Here is an 18,899-nt window from a genome sequence, read left to right as displayed (position 1 = left end):
TCGGCAATTTTCGTTTCAAATGTTACGATCCGTAGAAAGTAATATTGTAAATTTTGGCCGGGCTCTTATCTTTTCGAAGGTTCCAAGCGGTTCGTTACATGTCAGCTAAAAAAGAAATCTGGGAAGAATGTTCGGTATTAATCCGTAAGACCGGAGATCAAAGTTCCTATGAAAAATTTCTCCAACTCGTAACCGGAATTCTCAGATCGTATCTGATTCCACGAATTAGCAATCCAGAAGACAGGGAAGATTTGGTTCAGGAAATTTTAATCGGACTTCATAAGGCTAGGGATTCTTATCGCGAGGATCGTCATCCGGCGCCTTGGGTTTTTGCGATTGCAAGATACAAAACGATTGATTATCTGAGAAAGAAGAAAGTAGGAGATCGGACTTTCAATATGGATCATCTGGAAATTTTCGCTTCTCCAGAACCAGTTCAAGAAGAACCAGAGAACGTCAGAGAGATCCTCAAAAAATGGCTGAACGTTTTGGATGAAAGGCAGAAACAAATTCTCACTCATCTCAAACTTGAAGGGATGAGTGTGCGAGAAGTTTCCGAACGAACGGGCCTTTCCGAATCCAATATCAAAGTCATTACTCATCGAGCGATTCAAAAGATTAGAAAGCATTTTTCACTCGATCTCTGACAAAATAGCGGTCAAGATCGTCCAAGAATTAACATGATTTCCCATCTTCCGAGCGGCATTCGAGTAGAGTTCTTAGATTCTATTTCCTTAATTTCTAAACAAGAGTGGAATTTTATTTCCGATCCCAAAAGTCCTTTTTTAGAGTATGATTTTCTCAAATCTTTGGAAGTTTCTTGTTGTATCGGACCTTCCACTTCTTGGATTCAGAGATATTGTGTACTTTGGATAGAAGACCGTCTTTCGGCCGTAATTCCTCTCTTTCTGAAATTCGATTCGTACGGTGAATACATCTTTGATTTTCAATGGGCTCAGTTTTTCTTACAAGCTGGACTCAAATACTATCCGAAAGGTCTTGTTGCAATTCCATTTACTCCTGCTAACGGAAAAAGGATCTTATACGATGCTCGTTTGAGTTTAAAAGAAGTCTGTTCTTATCTGATTCCGGAACTCCTTCAGTTTTGTGAAAAAGAGGGTTTATCCGGGGTTCATTTTTTATTTCTAGAGAAAGAAGAATCCGAGATTCTTTCCGAATACGGATTTGCAACGAGGCTTTCCCACCAGTATCATTGGATCAATGGAGGGTATTCGAGTTTTGACGATTATCTCCAGGCGATGAAATCCAAGAAGAGAATGCAGATCAAACGGGAAAGAGAGATCGTTCGTAGTTATGGACTTAAGATTCGGGTTCTGGAAGGAGATGGAATTTCTCGTTCGGACATGGATGCGATCTGGAATTTTTATTCGGACACCCATTCTCGCAAATGGGGTTCTGCGTATTTAAATCGAAAGTTCTTCGATTCTTCTTTTGAAAATTTTTTGGATAGGATTGTTCTTGTTCTTGCATATAGAGAAGGAAAACCGGTCGCGGGTACTTTCAATTTTAGAAAGGACGACTTTCTCTACGGAAGATATTGGGGTTGTACGGAATACTACCCTCATCTTCACTTTGAATGTTGTTTTTATCAATTGATCGAGTATGCGATTCGAGAAAACATCAAAGTTTTCGAAGCGGGTGCGCAAGGTGAGCATAAATTTTTAAGAGGTTTTCCGGCGGTTCCTACGTATAGTTCTCATCGGATTTTTCATGCTGGAGCTAGAAATGCGATTGAACGTTTTTTAAAGGAAGAAAAATTGCAAATGCAGGAAATGATCCAAAAAACCAATGAACATTCTCCGTTGAAAAAAACGCAAACGAATGTCTACTTCAAAACGGAAACAACTTCGAACTTAGGGAGTTACGAACCGTGAGTGATATCTTTCGATTTGATACCGAAGAACAAACTCTCACTAAAGAGAAGGTAAAACTCAAACGTCCTTCCAAATACAGAGTCATCATACTCAACGACGATTTTACTCCGATGGAGTTCGTCGTTTGGATTTTACAATTTGTCTTTCACAGAAGTAGAGCGGAAAGTCAGCAGATCATGTTGAAGGCTCATATAACTGGAAAAGCACTGTGCGGCGTTTACTCGCACGATGTCGCAAGGACTAAAGTTATACAAGTTCAACAATTGGCGGAACAACATGGATATCCGCTTCACTGTACGATGGAAGTGGAGGAAGAATCATGATACTCACGGAAGAAATGGAACGTACCCTAAAAAAGGCTTGGGAAGAAGCCAAAAGAAGAAGAAACGAATTTATCACTTTAGAGCACATCCTTTTCGCTCTTACTTATGATACGGTAGGAAAGGAGGTTCTGGAAGCCTGCGGAGCAGACATAGAACGTCTGCGAAAGGATTTGATCGGTTATTTAGAAAGTGAGTTGGAGACTCTTCCGGAATCCTCCGACGATCCGATTTATACAATCGGAGTGCAACATGTTCTTCAACTCGCGGAGTTTCACGTTCAGTCCACAAGAAATAAAAAAATGGACGGAGGAGACGTTCTTGCCGCTCTTTTTCGGGAAGATCAATCGAATGCGGTTTATTTTTTAGGATTACAGGATATTTCCAGACTCGACATCGTTCGTTATATCTCGCACGGAATCCGAAAGGATTCTAAAAATCCCAACAAGGAAATTCAGGGAGAAGAAAATGAAAAAATTTCAGATCCTTTACAAACTTTTTGTGTAGATCTCACTGCGAGAGCCAAAGAAGGAAAGCTCGATCCTATGGTTGGAAGGGAAGAAGAACTTGATCGTACCATTCATATTCTTTGTAGAAGAAGAAAGAACAATCCTATCTTTGTAGGCGAGGCAGGCGTCGGTAAAACCTCAATCGTGGAAGGACTTGCCCAAAGAGTTGTGGATGGAAAAGTTCCTGAACCATTAAAGAATTTGAAAGTATATTCTCTCGATATGGGACTCTTACTTGCTGGAACCAAGTTTAGGGGAGAATTTGAAGAGAGATTGAAAAACGTAGTCACTCAAATTACGGCACAGGATGATCATGTCCTATTTATCGACGAGATTCATACAATTATAGGTGCAGGAGCGGTTTCCGGCGGTTCTTTGGACGCTTCTAATCTTTTAAAACCTGCGCTTTCTAGCGGAGAACTTCGTTGTATAGGAACCACGACTTACAAGGAATTCAAATCCATATTCGAAAAAGATCATGCGCTTTCCAGAAGATTTCAAAAAGTGGAGGTAGGCGAACCTTCCGTTTTCGAGACGATAGAAATCTTAAAGGGTCTTTTGAAAAAATACGAATCTTTCCATAAGGTGAAATACTCTTCTTCCGCCGTAGAACAAGCGGCGGAGTTGTCCGCTCGTTATATTCTGGATCGAAAACTTCCGGATAAGGCGATCGATCTTTTGGACGAGGCGGGGGCGAGGGTTCGGCTCAGAGAAGGTGGTAAAAAAACGGTTACTGTTCGAGAGATCGAGGACCTCGTTTCCAAGATCGCAAAAGTTCCTTCGGTTACGGTAAAGGCTGACGATCGCGAAAAACTAAAGAACTTGGATGAAGAATTAAAAACTAAAATCTACGGACAAGACGCTGCGATTGAACAGTTGGTTCAGTCGATTCGGCTTTCTAGAAGTGGACTTTCCGAGCCTGGGAAACCCGTCGGGTGTTTTCTTTTTGCAGGGCCGACCGGCGTAGGCAAAACCGAACTTACTCGAAAGTTGGCAGAAATCCTGGGTGTGGAACTTATTCGCTTTGATATGAGCGAGTATATGGAAAAACATACTGTGTCTCGTTTAATAGGTTCTCCTCCGGGTTATGTCGGCTTTGAACAGGGAGGGCAACTTACGGATGCGATTTATAGAAACCCACATTGTGTACTTTTGCTCGATGAAATTGAAAAAGCGCACGAGGATATTTATAATATTCTATTACAGATTATGGATCACGCTACACTTACGGATAACAACGGAAGAAAATCAGATTTCCGCCAGGTGATACTTGTGATGACGACCAATACGGGAGCGCGTGAGCGTTCTACTAATCCGGTAGGATTTGCCAATGATCTTTTGGAAGACCGAAGTCTGAAAGCGATCGAAAAGCAGTTTTCTCCCGAGTTCAGAAACCGTTTGACTGCAGTGATTGAATTCTCTTCTCTAAACCAGGAACATGTGGCTAAAGTGGTTGCAAAACAGCTTGCTCTATTACAGGAAAGATTGAATTTTAAACAAATTGAACTAGAGTTTCAGGACGATGTGCTTGTCTACATTGCGGACAAAGCCTATACACCCGAGTTCGGCGCAAGACCCGTTCAAAGATGGATCGATACTCATATATCAAAACGGATCTCCGAAGAAATTCTTTTCGGAGCGCTGAAGTCCGGAGGTAAAGTGAAACTAATTTCCGGCCAAGAGGGAATTGAAATGAAATTCACGTCCGGAAAAAAATCCTGAAACTCAAATACCAGGATCCAATGAAACAAATCACAATTCGTATCATTCTGATACTTTTACTCTTCTCGTGTAGGGAAACTTCTCTTACCATCGAGGGAAAAAGGATTTCGACGGATTTACTCGTAACTCCTTCTCATGGAAAAACACACGTCGATTACTTCAGCGAAAGTAAGAATCTTATGATCGCAACTGATTCTCCCGAGGCCACTCAAGTGGGGATCGAAGTTGGGTTGTTAGGTGGAAACGTAGTGGACGTAGCCGTTGCAACTTCGTTTGCGATTTCGGTTACAAGACCACATTCGACCGGACTGGGTGGAGGAGGTTTTCTTATTCTTTACTTGAAAGAATTTTCGGAACCGATCGCTTTTGATTTTCGGGAAAGGGCTCCTAACGCGGCATCTAGGGACATGTATAAGAAAAAACCGAAAGAAGATTCTTTGCTTGGGTTCCGGGCTGTAGGTGTTCCGGGTAATGTAGCGGGTCTTGTTCAGATCCAAAAACGTTACGGAAAACTTTCTCTCAAAACGGTAATTTCTCCCGCGATTCGATTGGCAGAAAAGGGATTTCCGATGTATCCTGATTTACAGTCCGCGATTCAGAAGTCTTCGAAGGATATGGATCAGGAAATGAAAGGGATTTTTCTTCCAGGGGGAAGGGTTCCCGAATTAAAAAGTATTCTGGTTCAAAAGGATTTGGCGAATTCTTTGAAGTTGATTTCCGAAACGGGCGAGAAGGAATTTTATCATGGAAAAATCGCGGATGCGATCACGACCGCGATGAAAGCCAACGGTGGGTTGATAACTTCTCAAGATTTAAGCGATTTTAAGGTGATTGAAAAGAAAACTTTAAAGACGAAGTATCGCGATTATACGATTTATACGATGCCTCCGCCTTCTTCCGGAATTCATCTCCTCACGATGTTATCGATGTTGGAAAAAGAACCTCTCAAAGAAATGTATGAAAAAGATCCGGCTTTGTATTATCATTTCGTTACGGAGGTGATGAGGAGGGGGTATGCGGACCGTGCGGTTTTTGGCGGTAATTCCGCGTTTACGAGAATACCCGTGGACCGTCTTCTTTCTAAGAAATATGCAGAGGAAAAGATTTCCGACTTCGATCCGAAAATCGCCTCTAGTAGTTCTTCTTTTCTAAAAACTCTTAACTTCGGTGTGGAATCTCCGCAGACTACTCATATTTCGGTAATGGATCGAGAGGGAAACTCCGTATCTACGACTCAGTCCATCAATTTTCGTTTTGGGGCCTCGGTTGTGGCTCCCGGAACCGGAATTGTTTTGAACGATACAATGGATGATTTTAGCAGGGCTCCCGGAGAACCGAACGTATACGGTTTGATTGGTGCGGAGGCAAATTCTATTCTTCCTAAAAAAACGCCTTTGAGCAGTATGTCTCCGACCATCGTTTTTAAGGGAAAAGAGCCCTTTTTAACTACAGGGGCACCGGGAGGAGCTTACATCATCAATGCGGTTTTGCAATCTCTTGTCTACAATTTGGATTTCAATTTAACCTTGTATGAATCCGTCGCAAGGGGAAGAATTCATCATCAGCTTTTTCCTGACGCAGTGTTTATCGAAAAATCCGTGAATGAAAGAAACGTATTCGATGGTCTTTCGTCGAAAAAACACGATATCCGAATTGCTCCGAACTTTGCAAAACTGTTCTCGGTCAAAAGAGAGAACGGAATGCTCTATGGAGCTTCCGATCCACGTGGGGAAGGAGCCACGGGCGGACTTTGAAAACTAAGGAACTCACTCAATCGAAGATAGAAGAAGTATCCCTCGAAATTCTTTTGAGACATGCCGTAAAGGCGAAACACGGCTTGGAAAAGGAAAGTATGAGGGTGGGACCCGACGGAATGCTCGCGAAAACTCCGCATCCGGCGCATTTGGGTTCGAGTTTAACCAACCACTATATCAAAACCGATTTTGCGGAGCCTCAGCTCGAATACGCGACTCATCCTCGTCCTAAGATTGAAGCGAATATTCGTGAATTACAAGATTTGCATATATATACGTTTCGTCGATTGGACAACGAACTCATCTGGCCTTTCAGTATGCCTCCGATTCTACCGAAGGATGAAAACGAAATTCCTCTTGGGCAATACGGGACTTCCCATTCCGGGAGATGGAAAACGATTTATCGTCACGGATTGGGGCTTCGTTACGGAAGGAGAATGCAGACTATCTCCGGAGTTCACTATAACTTTTCTTTCTCGAAAATTTTCCTTCGTCAATTTTTAGGAAAAGAAATTTCAAACTTTACGAAAGAGGAAATCTCTTCTCTTTATCTGCATGTGATTCGAAATTTTATGAGAAGGGTTCATTATTTAACGTATCTCACCGGGTCTTCCGCCGTTTTCGATTCCACTTTTTTGCCGAATCCGGGAAACCTCAAATTTAAAAAACATAAGAATTTTACGTTATACTCTCCTTATGCTACTTCGCTCAGGATGAGCGAGATCGGGTATACGAGTAAGGTTCAGGATACATTAGGAATTCATTATAATTCCTTGGAAGAATATGCGGAACGGATGTGTTACGCGGTTCATACCCCGTATCCTAGTTATGTTTCTTTTTCTCAAAATGCGGACGCTCAACTCAATCCGAATTATCTTCAGATCGAAAACGAATTTTATTCTCCGATTCGTCCGAAACAGGTTCCTAAGGGGGATGAAAGACCGTTAGATGCTCTTCTTCGAAGGGGAATCGAATACATAGAGATTCGTTCTTTGGACATCGATCCTTATTCTCCTGTTGGAGTTTGTAGGCTTAATCTCGCCTTTACCCAGTTGATTCTTTTGGACTCTTTGCTTAGCCCTTCTCCATTGATTTCCGAAGAAGAGAATATGATTTTAAAAGAAAATTTAAACTCCGTGATTTGGGAAGGAAGAAATCCGGAATTGGAAATCAATTCGAACGGAACCAAGAAAAACTTTCAAACAGCCGGAGCGGAATACTCGGAGTCCCTGAGACACTACGCAAAAATTTTGGATCTTCATACCAAAAGATGTATGTATCAGGAAGCAATCGACTTTCAGATTAAAAAATGGAAGAATCCGGATAAAACCCCTTCCGGAAAATTACTTTCCGAAATTCTAAAACGTAATATTGAATTCAGAGATAGGGGAATGGAACTTGCTCGTGAAAATCGACGCGCTCTTTCTTATTTGGAATATTCTCCCGGAACTTTGATGAAGATAGAAAAAGAAGCGGTTCGTTCCTTTCAAGAAAAAGAACAATTGGAAAAAGAAGAAATCCAAACTCAATATCCCACCGTTAAACTATGCAATCACTGAAATTAAAGCCGGGTGAGTTTTTTTCCCCGGAAATTTTTACTTTGAAAGGATTCGAGGACCTGGAAATTTCCACGCAGATTGTGATTCGAGACGCACTCAATCGGGGTTTGGAAGTGGAGGTTTTGGATCGTAAGAATCATTTTTTAAGACTTAAAAATTCAAATGGGTTCGTTCAATACATAAAAGAAGCCTCTAAAACCGCCTTAGATTCCTATATGTCTTTTCTTGTAATGGAAAACAAAACGATTTCAAAAATTGTAATGCATGAGTCGGGACTTTTGGTTCCCGAAGGAGATAGTTTCGGTGATCCGGAATCGGCTTTGATATTCTGGAGAAAAAATTCTAATCGAAAGATAGTCGTAAAACCGGTGACCACCAATTTTGGAATTGGGATTACGATTTTGGTTCCGAATGCCTCCGAGGAAGACGCAAAAAAAGCGATTAAGATTGCATTCAATCATTCTGAATCGGTAATTGTGGAGGAATTTGCAGAAGGGAATGAATACCGTTTTTTGGTGATTGGTGCGGAAACCATTGCCGTTTGTAATCGAGTTCCGGCTAACGTAACCGGCGATGGAATTCATACGATTGAAGAACTTGTTGCTTTAAAAAACGAGGATAAAAGGCGGGGAGTGGGGCACGTGACTCCATTGGAAAAAATTCAATTGGGTGATACGGAACTGGACGTGCTGCAACAATCCGGCTTTACGAAAGATTCTATCCCTTCCAAGGATCAAAAGGTTTTTTTAAGAAAAAATTCAAATATCAGTACGGGAGGAGACTCGATCGACGTGACGGATTTGGCTCATCCGTTTTATAAGAAACTGGCGGTCAAAGCGGCGCAGTTGGTCGGTGCGAAAATTTGCGGCGTGGATATAATCTTAAAGGATTTGGAAAAACAAGAAGATTATCGAATTCTGGAGTTGAACTTTAATCCCGTTTTATATATTCACAACTATCCTTATGAAGGTAAAAACAGGGACGTGGGAAATAAAATTTTAGATTTACTTGGTTTTTAGGAAATTTTCTTCTTTAGTTTTGTGTAATTTACGATTTCTCTCGATTCGTACATCTTAATATCATCATCGACCAGAAATGGAACTTGACTACGTCCACCGAGTTTCACTACTTCTTCTCTGCCGGGTGTTCCCCGGCTGGCTTCCACGAGTTCGTAGTCCTTTCCTGGGACGAGTCCCATATTTTGAAACTCGTCCCTTACATAGGAGCAGTAAGGGCAGGATTGAAACTGATACAACTTCATCATGAGTTTAGGATTCCCGCTTTTTTCTGGAGATCTCCGGACTTTGCCATTTCCACCACGATATCGTGACCGCCGATAAATTCCCCGTCGATATAAAGTTGTGGAATGGTCGGCCAGTTTGCGTAGTCTTTGATGCCTTGGCGCATCGTTTCGTCCGAAAGAACGTTAAAGGATCCGAACGAGATTCCTAAACTTCTTAAAACGTTAGACACACCGGCGGAAAAACCGCACATAGGCGCTTCCGGAGTTCCTTTCATAAAGAGAAAGACCTTACTAGTTCCTATTAAATCGTTTATCTTTTGTTTTACTTCTTCGTTCATTCTTGTATCCTTGTTTCTAGTGCCAACGCGTGCACTTCTTGTTTTAATTCCTCTTTCAGGGTTTCATAGACCATTCTGTGTTGTTCTAAAATGGACTTTCCTTCGAATCCTTTGTAAATCACAACTGCTTTGATATGCACTCCGTCCCGATAAGGATCTAAAATCGTTACCTTGGAATCGGGAAGACCGGATTCTATTTTATTTTTAATTTCGTCGATTGTCATCGCTCTTTCTTTAGACTTAAATTTTAAGTGACCTTTTTTTCAGCGGATTTTAGTTTTAGGATTTTGTACCCCTTTTTTGTTACAATCCGGAATTTAGTCTCGTTCCTTTGTTTCGAGAATAATCGCGTGTAAACCCCGATCGATCCATGGTTTGAGAACGGAATATACCATTCTATGTTGTTCTACTTTTGATTTTCCCGAAAATTTCGAAGAGACCAATATGATTTTTATATGAGTTCCTTCCGGTTTGTTTTCCGGATTTCCGGTATGGCCTGCGTGTTCCGCACTCAAATCTTCTACTTCCAATCTGTAAGGATTCAAGGAAGAATTTAAAAGGGAACGGATTTCTTCGGAGACGCTCATAAACTGGAGATAGGTTAATTTCGGATTCCGATCCCTTTTTTCAATAAGTGCACGGAAAGAACATACAACGATAAGGTTGCTGCTCCAATCATAGAAAGAGCGAACCACGGTTCAATATCGCTCACACCTAAAAATCCGTAACGAAACGCATTCACCATATACAAAATCGGATTCAATTTGGAAACGTTCTGCCAAAATGGAGGAAGCATTTGGATCGAATAGAAAACTCCCCCTAAATACGTCAAAGGAGTTAAAATGAAAGTTGGGATAATCGTTACATCGTCGAACTTTTTTGCATAAAGTGCGTTTAACAATCCTCCAAGGGAAAACAAAAGAGAACTTAAAAACACGGTAGCGATTAACATAGTAAAATGATATACTTCCAATTCTGTGAAAAAAAGTGAAATCGCAATCACGAGAATTCCGACTGACATTCCTCGAATTACCCCGCCGATTGTAAAACCAAGTACGATCAAAGAAGGGGGAGTGGGTGAAACCAAAATCTCTTCTATGTTCTTTTGAAATTTTGCCCCGAAAAAGGAAGAAACCGCGTTGTTATACGAATTGATAATTACGGACATCATTACAAGACCCGGAACAATAAATTGGATATAGGTGTGATTTCCAATACTCCCGATTTGAGAACCGATCAATTTTCCAAAAATGATAAAATAAAGTGTGATTGTGATTCCCGGAGGAATGATTGTTTGAATCCAAATGCGTAGAATTCGAATCGTTTCCTTGATGATGATGGTCTTGAATGCGTTGTATTTTTCGATTAAATTCATGATTTTTTCTCCACCAATTTGAGAAAGAGCTCTTCCAATCGGTTGGATTTATTTCTCATACTGCTGATCTTGATTCCATTTTGCTCAAGGAGCTTAAATAAGTCGTTGAGAGAAGCGTCTCCATAGATGGAGGCTTCGAGCGTGGAACTATCCGTTTGTTTGATATCTATACCTTCAATCGTTTTGAACGAATTAAGACGGCCTGTAAAATCCAAAATAAAAGTCTCATGATCTAATTTTTGAAGAAGGTCTTTCATAGAAGTATTTTCCACGATCTTTCCTTCGTCGATGATCGCTATATTTCTACAAAGGTTTTCCGCTTCTTCTAAATAATGGGTCGTGAGAATAACCGTGATTCCGGATGCGTTGAGTTTTTGAAGGAATTCCCAAAGAGACCTCCTAAGTTCGATATCCACGCCTGCGGTCGGTTCGTCCAGGATCAAAATTTTCGGACTATGAATGAGTGCTCTTGCGATCATGAGTCTTCGTTTCATTCCACCGGAAAGTTTGCCTGCTGATTCTTTTCTTTTTTCGTAGAGTCCGAGTTGTTGTAGATACTTCAATGCGCTTTCGGTGGCGATTTTACGATCCATACCGTAGTAACCGCCCTGATTGATTACGATCTGATCCACTCTTTCAAAAACGTTGAAGTTGAATTCTTGAGGGACGACTCCGATGTATGCTTTCGCTTTGGCAAGATTGGTATCGATATTGGCGTCGAAAATTTGAATCTTCCCCGAAGTTTTGTTCACTAAAGAACTCAAGATTCCAATCGTTGTGGATTTTCCGGCTCCGTTCGGGCCAAGAAGCGCGAAAAAATCCCCTTTTTCCACGTTAAGGCTGATTCCTTTAAGGGCGGTGACTCCACCTGCGTACGTTTTGACTAAATTCTCAATTTGCAGAGCAAATTTCATAAATTCTAAATTTTCCCATTATTCTTTTATTTGCAAAAGTTCACCGGCTTTTCTGGCCGCATTACGTGCAATTTCGGGTAACGCAGGATGTATATATATCATTCTTAAAAGATCGTCCAAATTTCCCCCGATAGTCATCAAGAGGATAAAAAGATGAATCACATTGGAAGCTTCGTCTCCGATTGCGTGTGCTCCTAAAACCTTTCTCGATTTTTTATCCACTAGAATTTTTACGAATCCGGAATCGGAAAGCCGCGCCATTCCGGTAGCGCTGGCACTGTACGGATTTTTAGCGGCGATATAATCGATTCCTTCTTGAACGAGTTGTTCTTCCGTTTTTCCTACTCTGGCCACCTGAGGATGTGTAAAAACGGCGTGTGGAACCGGAGGATAATCGATCGGAGTTCTTTTCTTTTCCAAGTATAAGGTGCGGAATAAAAATTCCCCTTCGAAATTTGCGGAATGTCTGTAAAAATATTTTCCGGTGATATCGCCTAATGCGTAAACTTCGGGAGAAGTGGTTTCTAAATATTCGTTTACGATAATGTAACCGTTTGTATCGGTTTGGATTTTCGTATTCGACAAATTTAAAAGATCGGTATTGGGCCGGATTCCGGTTGCGACCAAGAGCGCTTCCGATCGGAGTTGTAATTTTTTTCCAGCCGTTTCGACTTCTACATGAAACATTTTTTCTTTATATTCTAATTTATGAATATCTGTGTGGAGTAGTACATTGTGTTCTTTGGTAAAAACCCGTTCAAATTCGTTTACGATATCCCCGTCTTCGTTTTTGAGCATCCTACTTCGAACTAAAAAAGTAACCTCGCTTCCAAATGCAGAGTAGGCAAAGCCTAATTCCAAAGCAATAAAACCGCCTCCGATTACGATCAATGATTTTGGGAGATCGGTCCTGCGAAGGGCTTCTCTACTCGTCATATAAGGAGTTCCGACAAGACCCGGAATATTCGGGATTGAGGGTCTTGCCCCTGACGCGATAAAAATTTTTTTTGCAGTCAGTTGTTCTCCGTTTACGACGATCACCTTATCTGAAACAAAACTTGCGGTTCCTTGAATGTAGTTGATATTCGGATTTTTATCGTATGCCGGACGAATTGATGCGGATTCCTCGTCCACCGTCTTTGAAACTCTTTCTACAAGAGATTTAAAATCGACTTTAGGTTTGCCGGGAAATGAGATTTGAAATTTCTCCGAATTCTTAGCAAGAGAAAGAATTTCAGCCGGATAAATCAACATCTTGGAAGGAATACATCCCCGATTGAGGCAGGTTCCTCCGGGAGATTCTTTTTCGATTACCGCGACTTTATAACCGATTTTAGAAGGAGGAGTGATCAGTTTAGTTCCTCCTCCCGTACCAATTACGATGATATCATATTCTTTCATAAAAAGAATCGCCTTGGTTACAGATTCTAAATCCTGTGGTCAAGAGAGCAAACTATTTACCATTGATCTCGTAAAGAACGGAGAGAAATAAAAAAGGAAGTTGGATCATTATCGAGAAGCTGTTTAAAAGGGATCTTTTTTGAGACGTTTTTTCGAAGTTCAAGAGAAGGTTTATCACACTGGAAAAACGTGTTGATTTTTCTTTCTTTTCTAAGGTCGGTAGTGAGAAATTCCACGTTTTTGGATAAGCGGGAACATTCTTCCAAGGTACGGATTGCATCTTGATTGGAAGGGTCAAGGGAGAGTGTAAATTTTAAATTCGTTTCGAGATAATCATGGCCGGGATAAAGAAGAATTTCTTCTTCCAAAGGATAGAATTGTTCCAAAATCGTTTTTGCAAGAACTTCCGGGTCGCCGCCGTGATGACAGTTTCCGACTCCCGCGTTAAAGATTGTATCCCCTGTAAAAATTGCCTTCGGTTTTTGATTTTCAACGAGAAGTAAACACACGTGACAAAATGTATGACCGGGAGTATCTAGAATTTCCAAGTATTCTTTAGAAGAACGAAGAAGGAGATCTCCTTTCTTTAGAGGATGAGTCGCGTGTGGAATTTTGCCGATACCTTCGGGATGAGAATATACCGTGCACCCGTATCTTTGAACAAGCCCCGTATTACCGGACGTATGGTCTTCGTGTTCGTGTGTATTCAGAAGAAAGTCTAATGTCCAACCTTTTGAATCCAGAAATTTTTCGATCTGTTCGGAATCGTAAGGATCGATGGAAAGAGTTTCGGAGGTTTCGGAGTTTCTAAGAATATAGGTGAAGTTTCGGAGGGGACTGTTCGTATAGATTCGAAAGACTTCCAGAAAACTACCTTAGTGAATGATATCTAAGTGTTTGTCCAGATTCGCGATTTTCAAAATTGTCATCACATCTCTGCTGATGTTTTTGAGCTTGAGAGAACCGTTCCGTTCCGTCACGTATTTTTGGGAGTTGAAAATGGCACCAATTCCAGAAGAATCCAAATACGCGTCTCCCGAAAAATCAAGGACAATATCGATAAAACCTTCCCCGTGCTTTTTAATGATGAGCTCTTTGAGAGCGAATGCGTTTTTAAGGCTGATACTTCCTTGAATTCGAATCGTGCAAGTTGTGCCTTCTGTGAGAATTTCTGTATTAAAGCTTTCCACGTTTGTATTACCCAGAATCTGTTATAAATCCTATTCGATCGATGTACTCGGTAAACAAAATTTTTCCTAGTCTCATAAGAAATTTTTCATAAATAAAGAAGAATTCGCTGGAAATCCTGATAGAATCGATAATTTTAGACAACATTTTCCTAAGAATCATCCGTTTATCGGAATTGTCTTTTAAATTATGCGCATAAAATTTTGGGGTGTACGCGGTTCGATTTCCTCTTCTGTTCGTGGAGAATCAATTCGAAATAAGGTACAGAAGATCCTCGGGCTCGCGACTCCCGCAGATATACAAAGTCCTGATGCGATCGATACCTTCCTCGATTCTCTTTCTCTTTCCAGTTGGAGCACTTACGGAGGTAATACGACTTGTATCGAAATTCGAGACAAGAAAGATAACTTAGTTATCATAGACGGTGGTACTGGAATCAGGGAATTAGGGAATTCCATTTTACACGAAGGTTTCTTAGAAGGAAAGGGAAAGGCAAAGTGGATTTTCACTCACACGCATTGGGATCATATTCAAGGAGTTCCTTTTTTTGTTCCTTTGTATGCTCCGGGAAATACGTTCGATATTTTAAGTTCCGTAGACAATTTGGAAGAGCGACTTAAGTATCAGCATAGTTTTACCCATTTTCCGGTTCCTTATGACGGATTTCGAGCCACGAAAAATTTTAAGTTTATTCCGGAAGGAAAAGCGTTTCCGGTAACCGAATCCATCTCCGCAATTTCCAAGTCGGTTCGTCATCCTGGAGGAAGTTTTTCCTATCGTTTTGAGGAAGAAGGAAAGTCTCTCATCTTCGCTTCGGATGCGGAGTTTAATTTAGATGAAATGGAGAATATCCAGGACTATTTGAATTATTTCCGGGGGGCGGACGTTCTCGTTTTCGACACCCAATATACGTTCGAAGAATCCTTACAAAAAATCGATTGGGGTCATAGTTCCGCTTCTATGGCTACAGATATCGCTTTGCGTGCAAATGTGAAAAGGCTTGTGATGTTTCATCACGACCCTTCCTATGACGACGAAAAGTTGGACGCGGTTTATTTGAGAGCCTTAAAATACAAAGAGATGTTTGATCCGCACAACCGGCTTGAAATCATCATGGCCTACGAAGGCCTGGAACTAGAAGTATAACTCTAATATTGAGATTCGGATTCAAAACTTTTGGGAGAATCTTTCATGAGCGATTATATCATTGGGATTGATGCTGGAACCACTGGGATTCGAATTTTTTGTTTTAACAGATCCGGGAACGTGATTTCGAGTTCCTATTCCGAATTCAAACAATACTATCCGAAATCGGGTTGGGTGGAGCATGACGCGGAAGAGATCTGGGCAAAAACTGAAAAACTGATCATCAAAGCGATTCGTAATGGAAAATTAAGTCCTTCCAAGGCGGTCGCGATCGGAATCACAAATCAAAGAGAAACCACCGTCTTGTTCGATAAGGATACGGGCAAGCCGGTTTATAATGCAATTGTATGGCAATGTAGGAGAACCGCCGGAATTTGTAAGGATCTAAAGTCGAAAGGTTTGGAGCCGCTTTTCCGTAAAAAAACGGGGCTCGTTTTGGACGCATACTTCAGCGGAACAAAAATTCAATGGATTCTGGAAAATGTGAAAGGCGTGAAAGCGAGAGCTGAGAAGGGAAAAATACTTTTTGGAACCATCGATACGTATTTGCTCCACCGGTTGACCAATGGAAAATCGCATAAAACCGATCATACGAATGCTAGTAGGACACTAATCTACAATATAGAAAAGAAGGAATGGGACAAGGAATTGACTCAGATTCTTGGAATTCCGGATTCTATTCTTCCCGAAGCGCATAACTCTAGTTCTCTTTTCGGAAGAACGGAGAAGGTGAAAGGGCTTCCGGACGGAATCCCGATTTCTTCTCTCGTTGGAGATCAGCAGGGAGCCTTATTCGGTCAACTCTGCACAGAACCGGGGGAAGCGAAAAATACCTACGGAACCGGATGTTTTCTTTTGTTTAACACTGGAAATAATTTTCAGATTTCAAGAAACAATCTCCTTACAACTCTTGGGTGTGGTCCGGAAGGAAAGACGGTTTATTGTTTGGAAGGTTCCGTTTTTATCGGAGGCGCCGTCGTTCAATTTTTGAGAGACAACCTTAAGTTTTTCAAAGAGTCCAAGATTTCCGAAAAATTCGCTTCCTCCGTTAAGAAGGAAGACGAAGTTGTATTTGTTCCCGCATTCACTGGATTAGGTGCTCCTTACTGGGATATGAATGCAAGAGGTGCGATTTTGGGTCTAACGAGAGATACAACTCCGGAACAAATTACGAAAGCCGCGTTGAAATCGATTGCACTCCAATCGTATGAACTGGTGGAAGCGATGGAGAACGATACCGGCTCAAAGCTAAAAGTCCTCAAAGTGGATGGGGGCGCCACCGGAAACTCCTGGCTGATGCAGTATCAATCTGATGTGTTAGGAAAACGCGTAATTCGTCCTTCGAATGTAGATACGACCGTATTGGGTGCGGCTTTTTTGGCCGGGCTTGAAAGAGGATTTTTTCCCTCTGTTGCGGATCTGAAAAAGAAAATCAAAGTAAATAAAGAGTTTTTCCCTCAGATGAAAGTGGCACAGAGAGAAAGGGAAATTCAGATTTGGAAGGATTCCGTACGAAGAATCCGCACCGATCAATAATCGAATCCTAATAAACAGAATTCGAATGTCTTTTTTTCTAAAGTAATTCCCGCTCCACATAGAATTCGAAATTCAGGAAAAAAAGGAATTTCAAGGATTCTTCCAGGCGGTGTCTTTAAAAAGAATTGTTCGTCCCTTTCTCGTTTGGAAATAAGCGTATCCATTCGAACTATTTCCAACCATTCTAAAATTTGAAAAAAGATCCCTTTTTCGGTAACCGCGTAAAGTTTGATCGCGCGGATTCCCGAAACTTGAAAATTAAATTTTGACGTTTGGTGAAGACTTTGAAATTCGATTTTTATTTTTTGATTAGGATTGATTTTGGAGTCGTCGATATTTTCTCGATAAATTTTAAATATTCCATTTTCATAATATATATTTCTTGAAAAATTCTTAAAAATTTCCTTTTCGATCGTTTCTTCCAGAGATTCCCCAACTTCTGGTTTTTTAATCGGAGAATTGAGGATGGACTTCAATTTATTCTTGGATATGTTTTTTTCGATCATTGTTTTGACCGGTGGGGAAAGTTTGGGATAGGAGAATCGGATGATCCTTTCGTCCATCGCATTCAAAATCCGGTTTAAAAAAGGGCCGTGAATCAAAGGAAGGATTTCAATCTGAAATATTTGGTCCTTTAGGAATGACGCGAAATCGGGTTCGTGACTGAATAAATTGGATACGATCATTTGTTCTTCGACGGGAGTTCCCGCAAAAAGAATTTTGATCAAACGAAAAAGGTATGATTTTTGTTTTGGATTGAAGTAGAGTGATTCTATTTTTTTCTCCACTTCGAGTTCGGACAACTCCGGATTTACGATGTCCTTCAAAGACAGATAACGTGTTGAAACCATCTTGTTTCTTTTTTGTTGATACAAGTTGAAGTTTCCGGTTTTTACGGTGCCGATGGAAGTAAGATTCGATTCTCCCCTGACAATTTGGAAAGGAATGGATCCGATTGGAAGGTATGGATTTTGTTGAATCGGATATTTTGTATCGTTTACGATTTCAAAGGACGGTTCGGGGAAACGTTCGCCTTTGGAAAAAATTTTTTCTTCTTCAAAATTTAGATAAGCCATAAAATGAATCGGTTTGTGGGAAAACGAAATCTGATCTAAAGAATATAAAAATCGAGGAATGAGAGCAGGGGATGCAAATAAACATGGAAGTTCTTCGATTTCTTCGGATTGAAAATCGTAAAAAGGATCTATTTTCGATTTCAATCGGACAATCGAATCCGGATTTGCCAGAATGAAAATATAATTTGTTCCTTCTTCTAAGGGCACGTAGTTCGCCGAGGGTTTGTCATCGATTTAAAGATTTTTAAAAGGATTCGCGTAACGTATCCGGAATGGGAGTGGAAAGTCCAGGGGAGTAGTAGTTTCTTTTTGTGAGTTTGGATACGAGCGCTTTTTTGAAATTATTGAAATTGTATTCAACTTTTAGAATGCGAATTTCATCCTCCAAACCAAACGGAATGAATTCTACGATTTCTTCCTCAGTCATTCCGGTAACCAAAGTAACGTCGTGGAGAATTCTTCCCAATTTGCGCACATCCCTCTCTTCGAGTGGGATCAGATTCAGAATTTTGATTTCAAGCTCGTTAAGTTCTAACATTATCACTTCTTGCGAATCATTAGGATGGTCATATCATCTTGAATTCTTCCGTTCGTATGTTTTAAAATTTCGGTAAAAAGATCATCAGCGATTTTTCCGAGATGATTTTTGGGAACCCCTTCCAAAAAACGAAACAGACTTTCTCCGAAATACAGGTTTCCGTTATTTTTCTGCTCGTAGAGCCCGTCTGTAAAGCAAAATACGATGTCTCCGGATTCCAGATGAAAACAGTTTTTGCTTTGTACGTTTTTCAAACACGCGTTCATAGTGGTGGATATGAATTTTCCGTCGGTTTCCACAATTCGGTTTTCTCCGGTTCTTTTTTTATAGATCACGAAACTCGGATGGAGACCCGAATGTTCTACGTTTCCTTGTTTATCGGCTT

21 protein-coding genes (1 of these 21 cut by a window edge) are annotated in these 18,899 nt (G+C 40.8%); 9 read left to right on the top strand and 12 right to left on the bottom strand.

Annotated elements, in window-relative coordinates:
- Positions 1-98 precede the first annotated feature (98 nt).
- The 7 genes from CLV95_RS00575 to gshAB are packed head-to-tail and all read left to right on the top strand — an operon-like array spanning position 99 to position 8,778.
- Entirely contained in the window at positions 99-647 is a 549-nt protein-coding gene (locus tag CLV95_RS00575; protein ID WP_002731097.1) for a sigma-70 family RNA polymerase sigma factor, read from the top strand.
- A 33-nt stretch (positions 648-680) separates the two neighbouring features.
- Positions 681-1,895 (top strand): GNAT family N-acetyltransferase, encoded by a 1,215-nt coding sequence (locus tag CLV95_RS00570; RefSeq protein ID WP_002736713.1) that lies wholly within the window; start codon positions 681-683, stop codon positions 1,893-1,895.
- On the top strand, positions 1,892-2,218 hold the full coding sequence (gene clpS, locus CLV95_RS00565) for an ATP-dependent Clp protease adapter ClpS (RefSeq protein ID WP_002729350.1): 327 nt from the start codon (positions 1,892-1,894) through the stop codon (positions 2,216-2,218). Before CLV95_RS00570 ends, clpS begins: the two co-directional genes overlap by 4 nt.
- The gene (gene clpA, locus CLV95_RS00560; RefSeq protein WP_002731885.1) at positions 2,215-4,446 is read left to right on the top strand and encodes an ATP-dependent Clp protease ATP-binding subunit ClpA; all 2,232 of its coding nucleotides are present in this window, start codon (positions 2,215-2,217) and stop codon (positions 4,444-4,446) included. The genes clpS and clpA overlap by 4 nt, the downstream gene beginning before the upstream one ends.
- 20 nt (positions 4,447-4,466) lie before the next feature.
- The gene (gene ggt / locus CLV95_RS00555) at positions 4,467-6,200 is read left to right on the top strand and encodes a gamma-glutamyltransferase (RefSeq protein ID WP_107694828.1); all 1,734 of its coding nucleotides are present in this window, start codon (positions 4,467-4,469) and stop codon (positions 6,198-6,200) included.
- Positions 6,197-7,759: a glutamate--cysteine ligase gene (gshA, locus tag CLV95_RS00550; RefSeq protein ID WP_002729325.1), complete on the top strand. Its 1,563-nt coding sequence runs from the start codon at positions 6,197-6,199 to the stop codon at positions 7,757-7,759. Before ggt ends, gshA begins: the two co-directional genes overlap by 4 nt.
- Positions 7,747-8,778 carry a bifunctional glutamate--cysteine ligase GshA/glutathione synthetase GshB gene (gshAB, locus tag CLV95_RS00545; RefSeq protein WP_002729288.1) on the top strand — a complete coding sequence of 344 codons (1,032 nt, stop codon included), beginning with the start codon at positions 7,747-7,749 and terminating at the stop codon, positions 8,776-8,778. The genes gshA and gshAB overlap by 13 nt, the downstream gene beginning before the upstream one ends.
- Here gshAB and CLV95_RS00540 read toward each other — a convergent pair.
- From CLV95_RS00540 to CLV95_RS00500, 9 genes are all read right to left on the bottom strand, one after another.
- On the bottom strand, positions 8,775-9,020 hold the full coding sequence (locus CLV95_RS00540; protein WP_026053956.1) for a glutathione S-transferase N-terminal domain-containing protein: 246 nt from the start codon (positions 9,018-9,020) through the stop codon (positions 8,775-8,777). The genes gshAB and CLV95_RS00540 overlap by 4 nt on opposite strands.
- On the bottom strand, positions 9,020-9,340 hold the full coding sequence (gene grxD / locus CLV95_RS00535) for a Grx4 family monothiol glutaredoxin (RefSeq protein ID WP_002729294.1): 321 nt from the start codon (positions 9,338-9,340) through the stop codon (positions 9,020-9,022). Before grxD ends, CLV95_RS00540 begins: the two co-directional genes overlap by 1 nt.
- Positions 9,337-9,564, bottom strand: a complete 228-nt coding sequence (locus tag CLV95_RS00530; protein WP_002178416.1) for a BolA/IbaG family iron-sulfur metabolism protein — start codon at positions 9,562-9,564, stop codon at positions 9,337-9,339. Before CLV95_RS00530 ends, grxD begins: the two co-directional genes overlap by 4 nt.
- Before the next feature lie 93 nt (positions 9,565-9,657).
- Positions 9,658-9,927, bottom strand: a complete 270-nt coding sequence (locus CLV95_RS00525) for a BolA family protein (protein ID WP_002731747.1) — start codon at positions 9,925-9,927, stop codon at positions 9,658-9,660.
- Between the two features lie 14 nt (positions 9,928-9,941).
- Positions 9,942-10,715, bottom strand: a complete 774-nt coding sequence (locus tag CLV95_RS00520; RefSeq protein WP_002731916.1) for an ABC transporter permease — start codon at positions 10,713-10,715, stop codon at positions 9,942-9,944.
- Positions 10,712-11,629 (bottom strand): ABC transporter ATP-binding protein, encoded by a 918-nt coding sequence (locus tag CLV95_RS00515; RefSeq protein WP_002729296.1) that lies wholly within the window; start codon positions 11,627-11,629, stop codon positions 10,712-10,714. The genes CLV95_RS00520 and CLV95_RS00515 overlap by 4 nt, the downstream gene beginning before the upstream one ends.
- 18 nt (positions 11,630-11,647) lie before the next feature.
- Positions 11,648-13,030 carry a dihydrolipoyl dehydrogenase gene (locus CLV95_RS00510; RefSeq protein WP_002729306.1) on the bottom strand — a complete coding sequence of 461 codons (1,383 nt, stop codon included), beginning with the start codon at positions 13,028-13,030 and terminating at the stop codon, positions 11,648-11,650.
- Positions 13,031-13,086: 56 nt separating this feature from the next.
- Complete coding sequence (locus CLV95_RS00505; protein ID WP_230456539.1) at positions 13,087-13,740, bottom strand: hydroxyacylglutathione hydrolase C-terminal domain-containing protein; 654 nt, start codon at positions 13,738-13,740, stop codon at positions 13,087-13,089.
- A gap of 165 nt (positions 13,741-13,905) precedes the next feature.
- Positions 13,906-14,220 carry an STAS domain-containing protein gene (locus tag CLV95_RS00500; RefSeq protein ID WP_002626623.1) on the bottom strand — a complete coding sequence of 105 codons (315 nt, stop codon included), beginning with the start codon at positions 14,218-14,220 and terminating at the stop codon, positions 13,906-13,908.
- Between the two features lie 187 nt (positions 14,221-14,407).
- Between CLV95_RS00500 and CLV95_RS00495 the strand changes: the two genes are divergently transcribed.
- Together CLV95_RS00495 and glpK are read left to right on the top strand one after the other, a co-directional pair.
- On the top strand, positions 14,408-15,364 hold the full coding sequence (locus CLV95_RS00495) for an MBL fold metallo-hydrolase (protein ID WP_002731799.1): 957 nt from the start codon (positions 14,408-14,410) through the stop codon (positions 15,362-15,364).
- Positions 15,365-15,409: 45 nt separating this feature from the next.
- Positions 15,410-16,900 (top strand): glycerol kinase GlpK, encoded by a 1,491-nt coding sequence (glpK, locus tag CLV95_RS00490; protein ID WP_002729327.1) that lies wholly within the window; start codon positions 15,410-15,412, stop codon positions 16,898-16,900.
- On the opposite strand, the gene CLV95_RS00485 is transcribed toward glpK, so the two are convergent.
- The 3 genes in view from CLV95_RS00485 to CLV95_RS00475 are tightly spaced (at most 37 nt apart) and all read right to left on the bottom strand, a layout consistent with a single transcriptional unit that may run on beyond the window.
- A complete protein-coding gene (locus tag CLV95_RS00485) occupies positions 16,894-18,183 on the bottom strand; it encodes a hypothetical protein (RefSeq protein WP_002731763.1) in 1,290 nt (429 codons plus the stop codon). The genes glpK and CLV95_RS00485 overlap by 7 nt on opposite strands.
- Before the next feature lie 37 nt (positions 18,184-18,220).
- Complete coding sequence (locus CLV95_RS00480) at positions 18,221-18,514, bottom strand: hypothetical protein (protein WP_002729283.1); 294 nt, start codon at positions 18,512-18,514, stop codon at positions 18,221-18,223.
- A gap of 2 nt (positions 18,515-18,516) precedes the next feature.
- Positions 18,517-18,899: the final stretch of a PP2C family protein-serine/threonine phosphatase gene (locus CLV95_RS00475; RefSeq protein ID WP_002729314.1), read on the bottom strand. 598 nt of this gene lie beyond the right edge of the window; only the last 383 of its 981 coding nucleotides appear in the window; its start codon lies beyond the right edge, outside the window — the gene reads right to left on this strand; its stop codon occupies positions 18,517-18,519.

This window comes from Leptospira borgpetersenii serovar Javanica (assembly GCF_003046425.1).
Taxonomy (GTDB): Bacteria; Spirochaetota; Leptospiria; order Leptospirales; family Leptospiraceae; genus Leptospira; species Leptospira borgpetersenii.
Note: the sequence above shows the minus strand (reverse complement) of the source record. Positions and strands in the feature narration are given on the sequence as shown.

Coding starts and splice junctions, on each gene's coding strand:
- CLV95_RS00525 (WP_002731747.1), bottom strand. CDS start 9,927: ATGAGCGTCTCCGAAGAAATCCGTTCCCTTTTAAATTCTTCCTTGAAT.
- clpA (WP_002731885.1), top strand. CDS start 2,215: ATGATACTCACGGAAGAAATGGAACGTACCCTAAAAAAGGCTTGGGAA.
- CLV95_RS00515 (WP_002729296.1), bottom strand. CDS start 11,629: ATGAAATTTGCTCTGCAAATTGAGAATTTAGTCAAAACGTACGCAGGT.
- CLV95_RS00520 (WP_002731916.1), bottom strand. CDS start 10,715: ATGAATTTAATCGAAAAATACAACGCATTCAAGACCATCATCATCAAG.
- CLV95_RS00570 (WP_002736713.1), top strand. CDS start 681: ATGATTTCCCATCTTCCGAGCGGCATTCGAGTAGAGTTCTTAGATTCT.
- glpK (WP_002729327.1), top strand. CDS start 15,410: ATGAGCGATTATATCATTGGGATTGATGCTGGAACCACTGGGATTCGA.
- grxD (WP_002729294.1), bottom strand. CDS start 9,340: ATGAACGAAGAAGTAAAACAAAAGATAAACGATTTAATAGGAACTAGT.
- CLV95_RS00575 (WP_002731097.1), top strand. CDS start 99: ATGTCAGCTAAAAAAGAAATCTGGGAAGAATGTTCGGTATTAATCCGT.
- CLV95_RS00495 (WP_002731799.1), top strand. CDS start 14,408: ATGCGCATAAAATTTTGGGGTGTACGCGGTTCGATTTCCTCTTCTGTT.
- CLV95_RS00510 (WP_002729306.1), bottom strand. CDS start 13,030: ATGAAAGAATATGATATCATCGTAATTGGTACGGGAGGAGGAACTAAA.
- CLV95_RS00480 (WP_002729283.1), bottom strand. CDS start 18,514: ATGTTAGAACTTAACGAGCTTGAAATCAAAATTCTGAATCTGATCCCA.
- ggt (WP_107694828.1), top strand. CDS start 4,467: ATGAAACAAATCACAATTCGTATCATTCTGATACTTTTACTCTTCTCG.
- gshAB (WP_002729288.1), top strand. CDS start 7,747: ATGCAATCACTGAAATTAAAGCCGGGTGAGTTTTTTTCCCCGGAAATT.
- CLV95_RS00530 (WP_002178416.1), bottom strand. CDS start 9,564: ATGACAATCGACGAAATTAAAAATAAAATAGAATCCGGTCTTCCCGAT.
- CLV95_RS00540 (WP_026053956.1), bottom strand. CDS start 9,020: ATGAAGTTGTATCAGTTTCAATCCTGCCCTTACTGCTCCTATGTAAGG.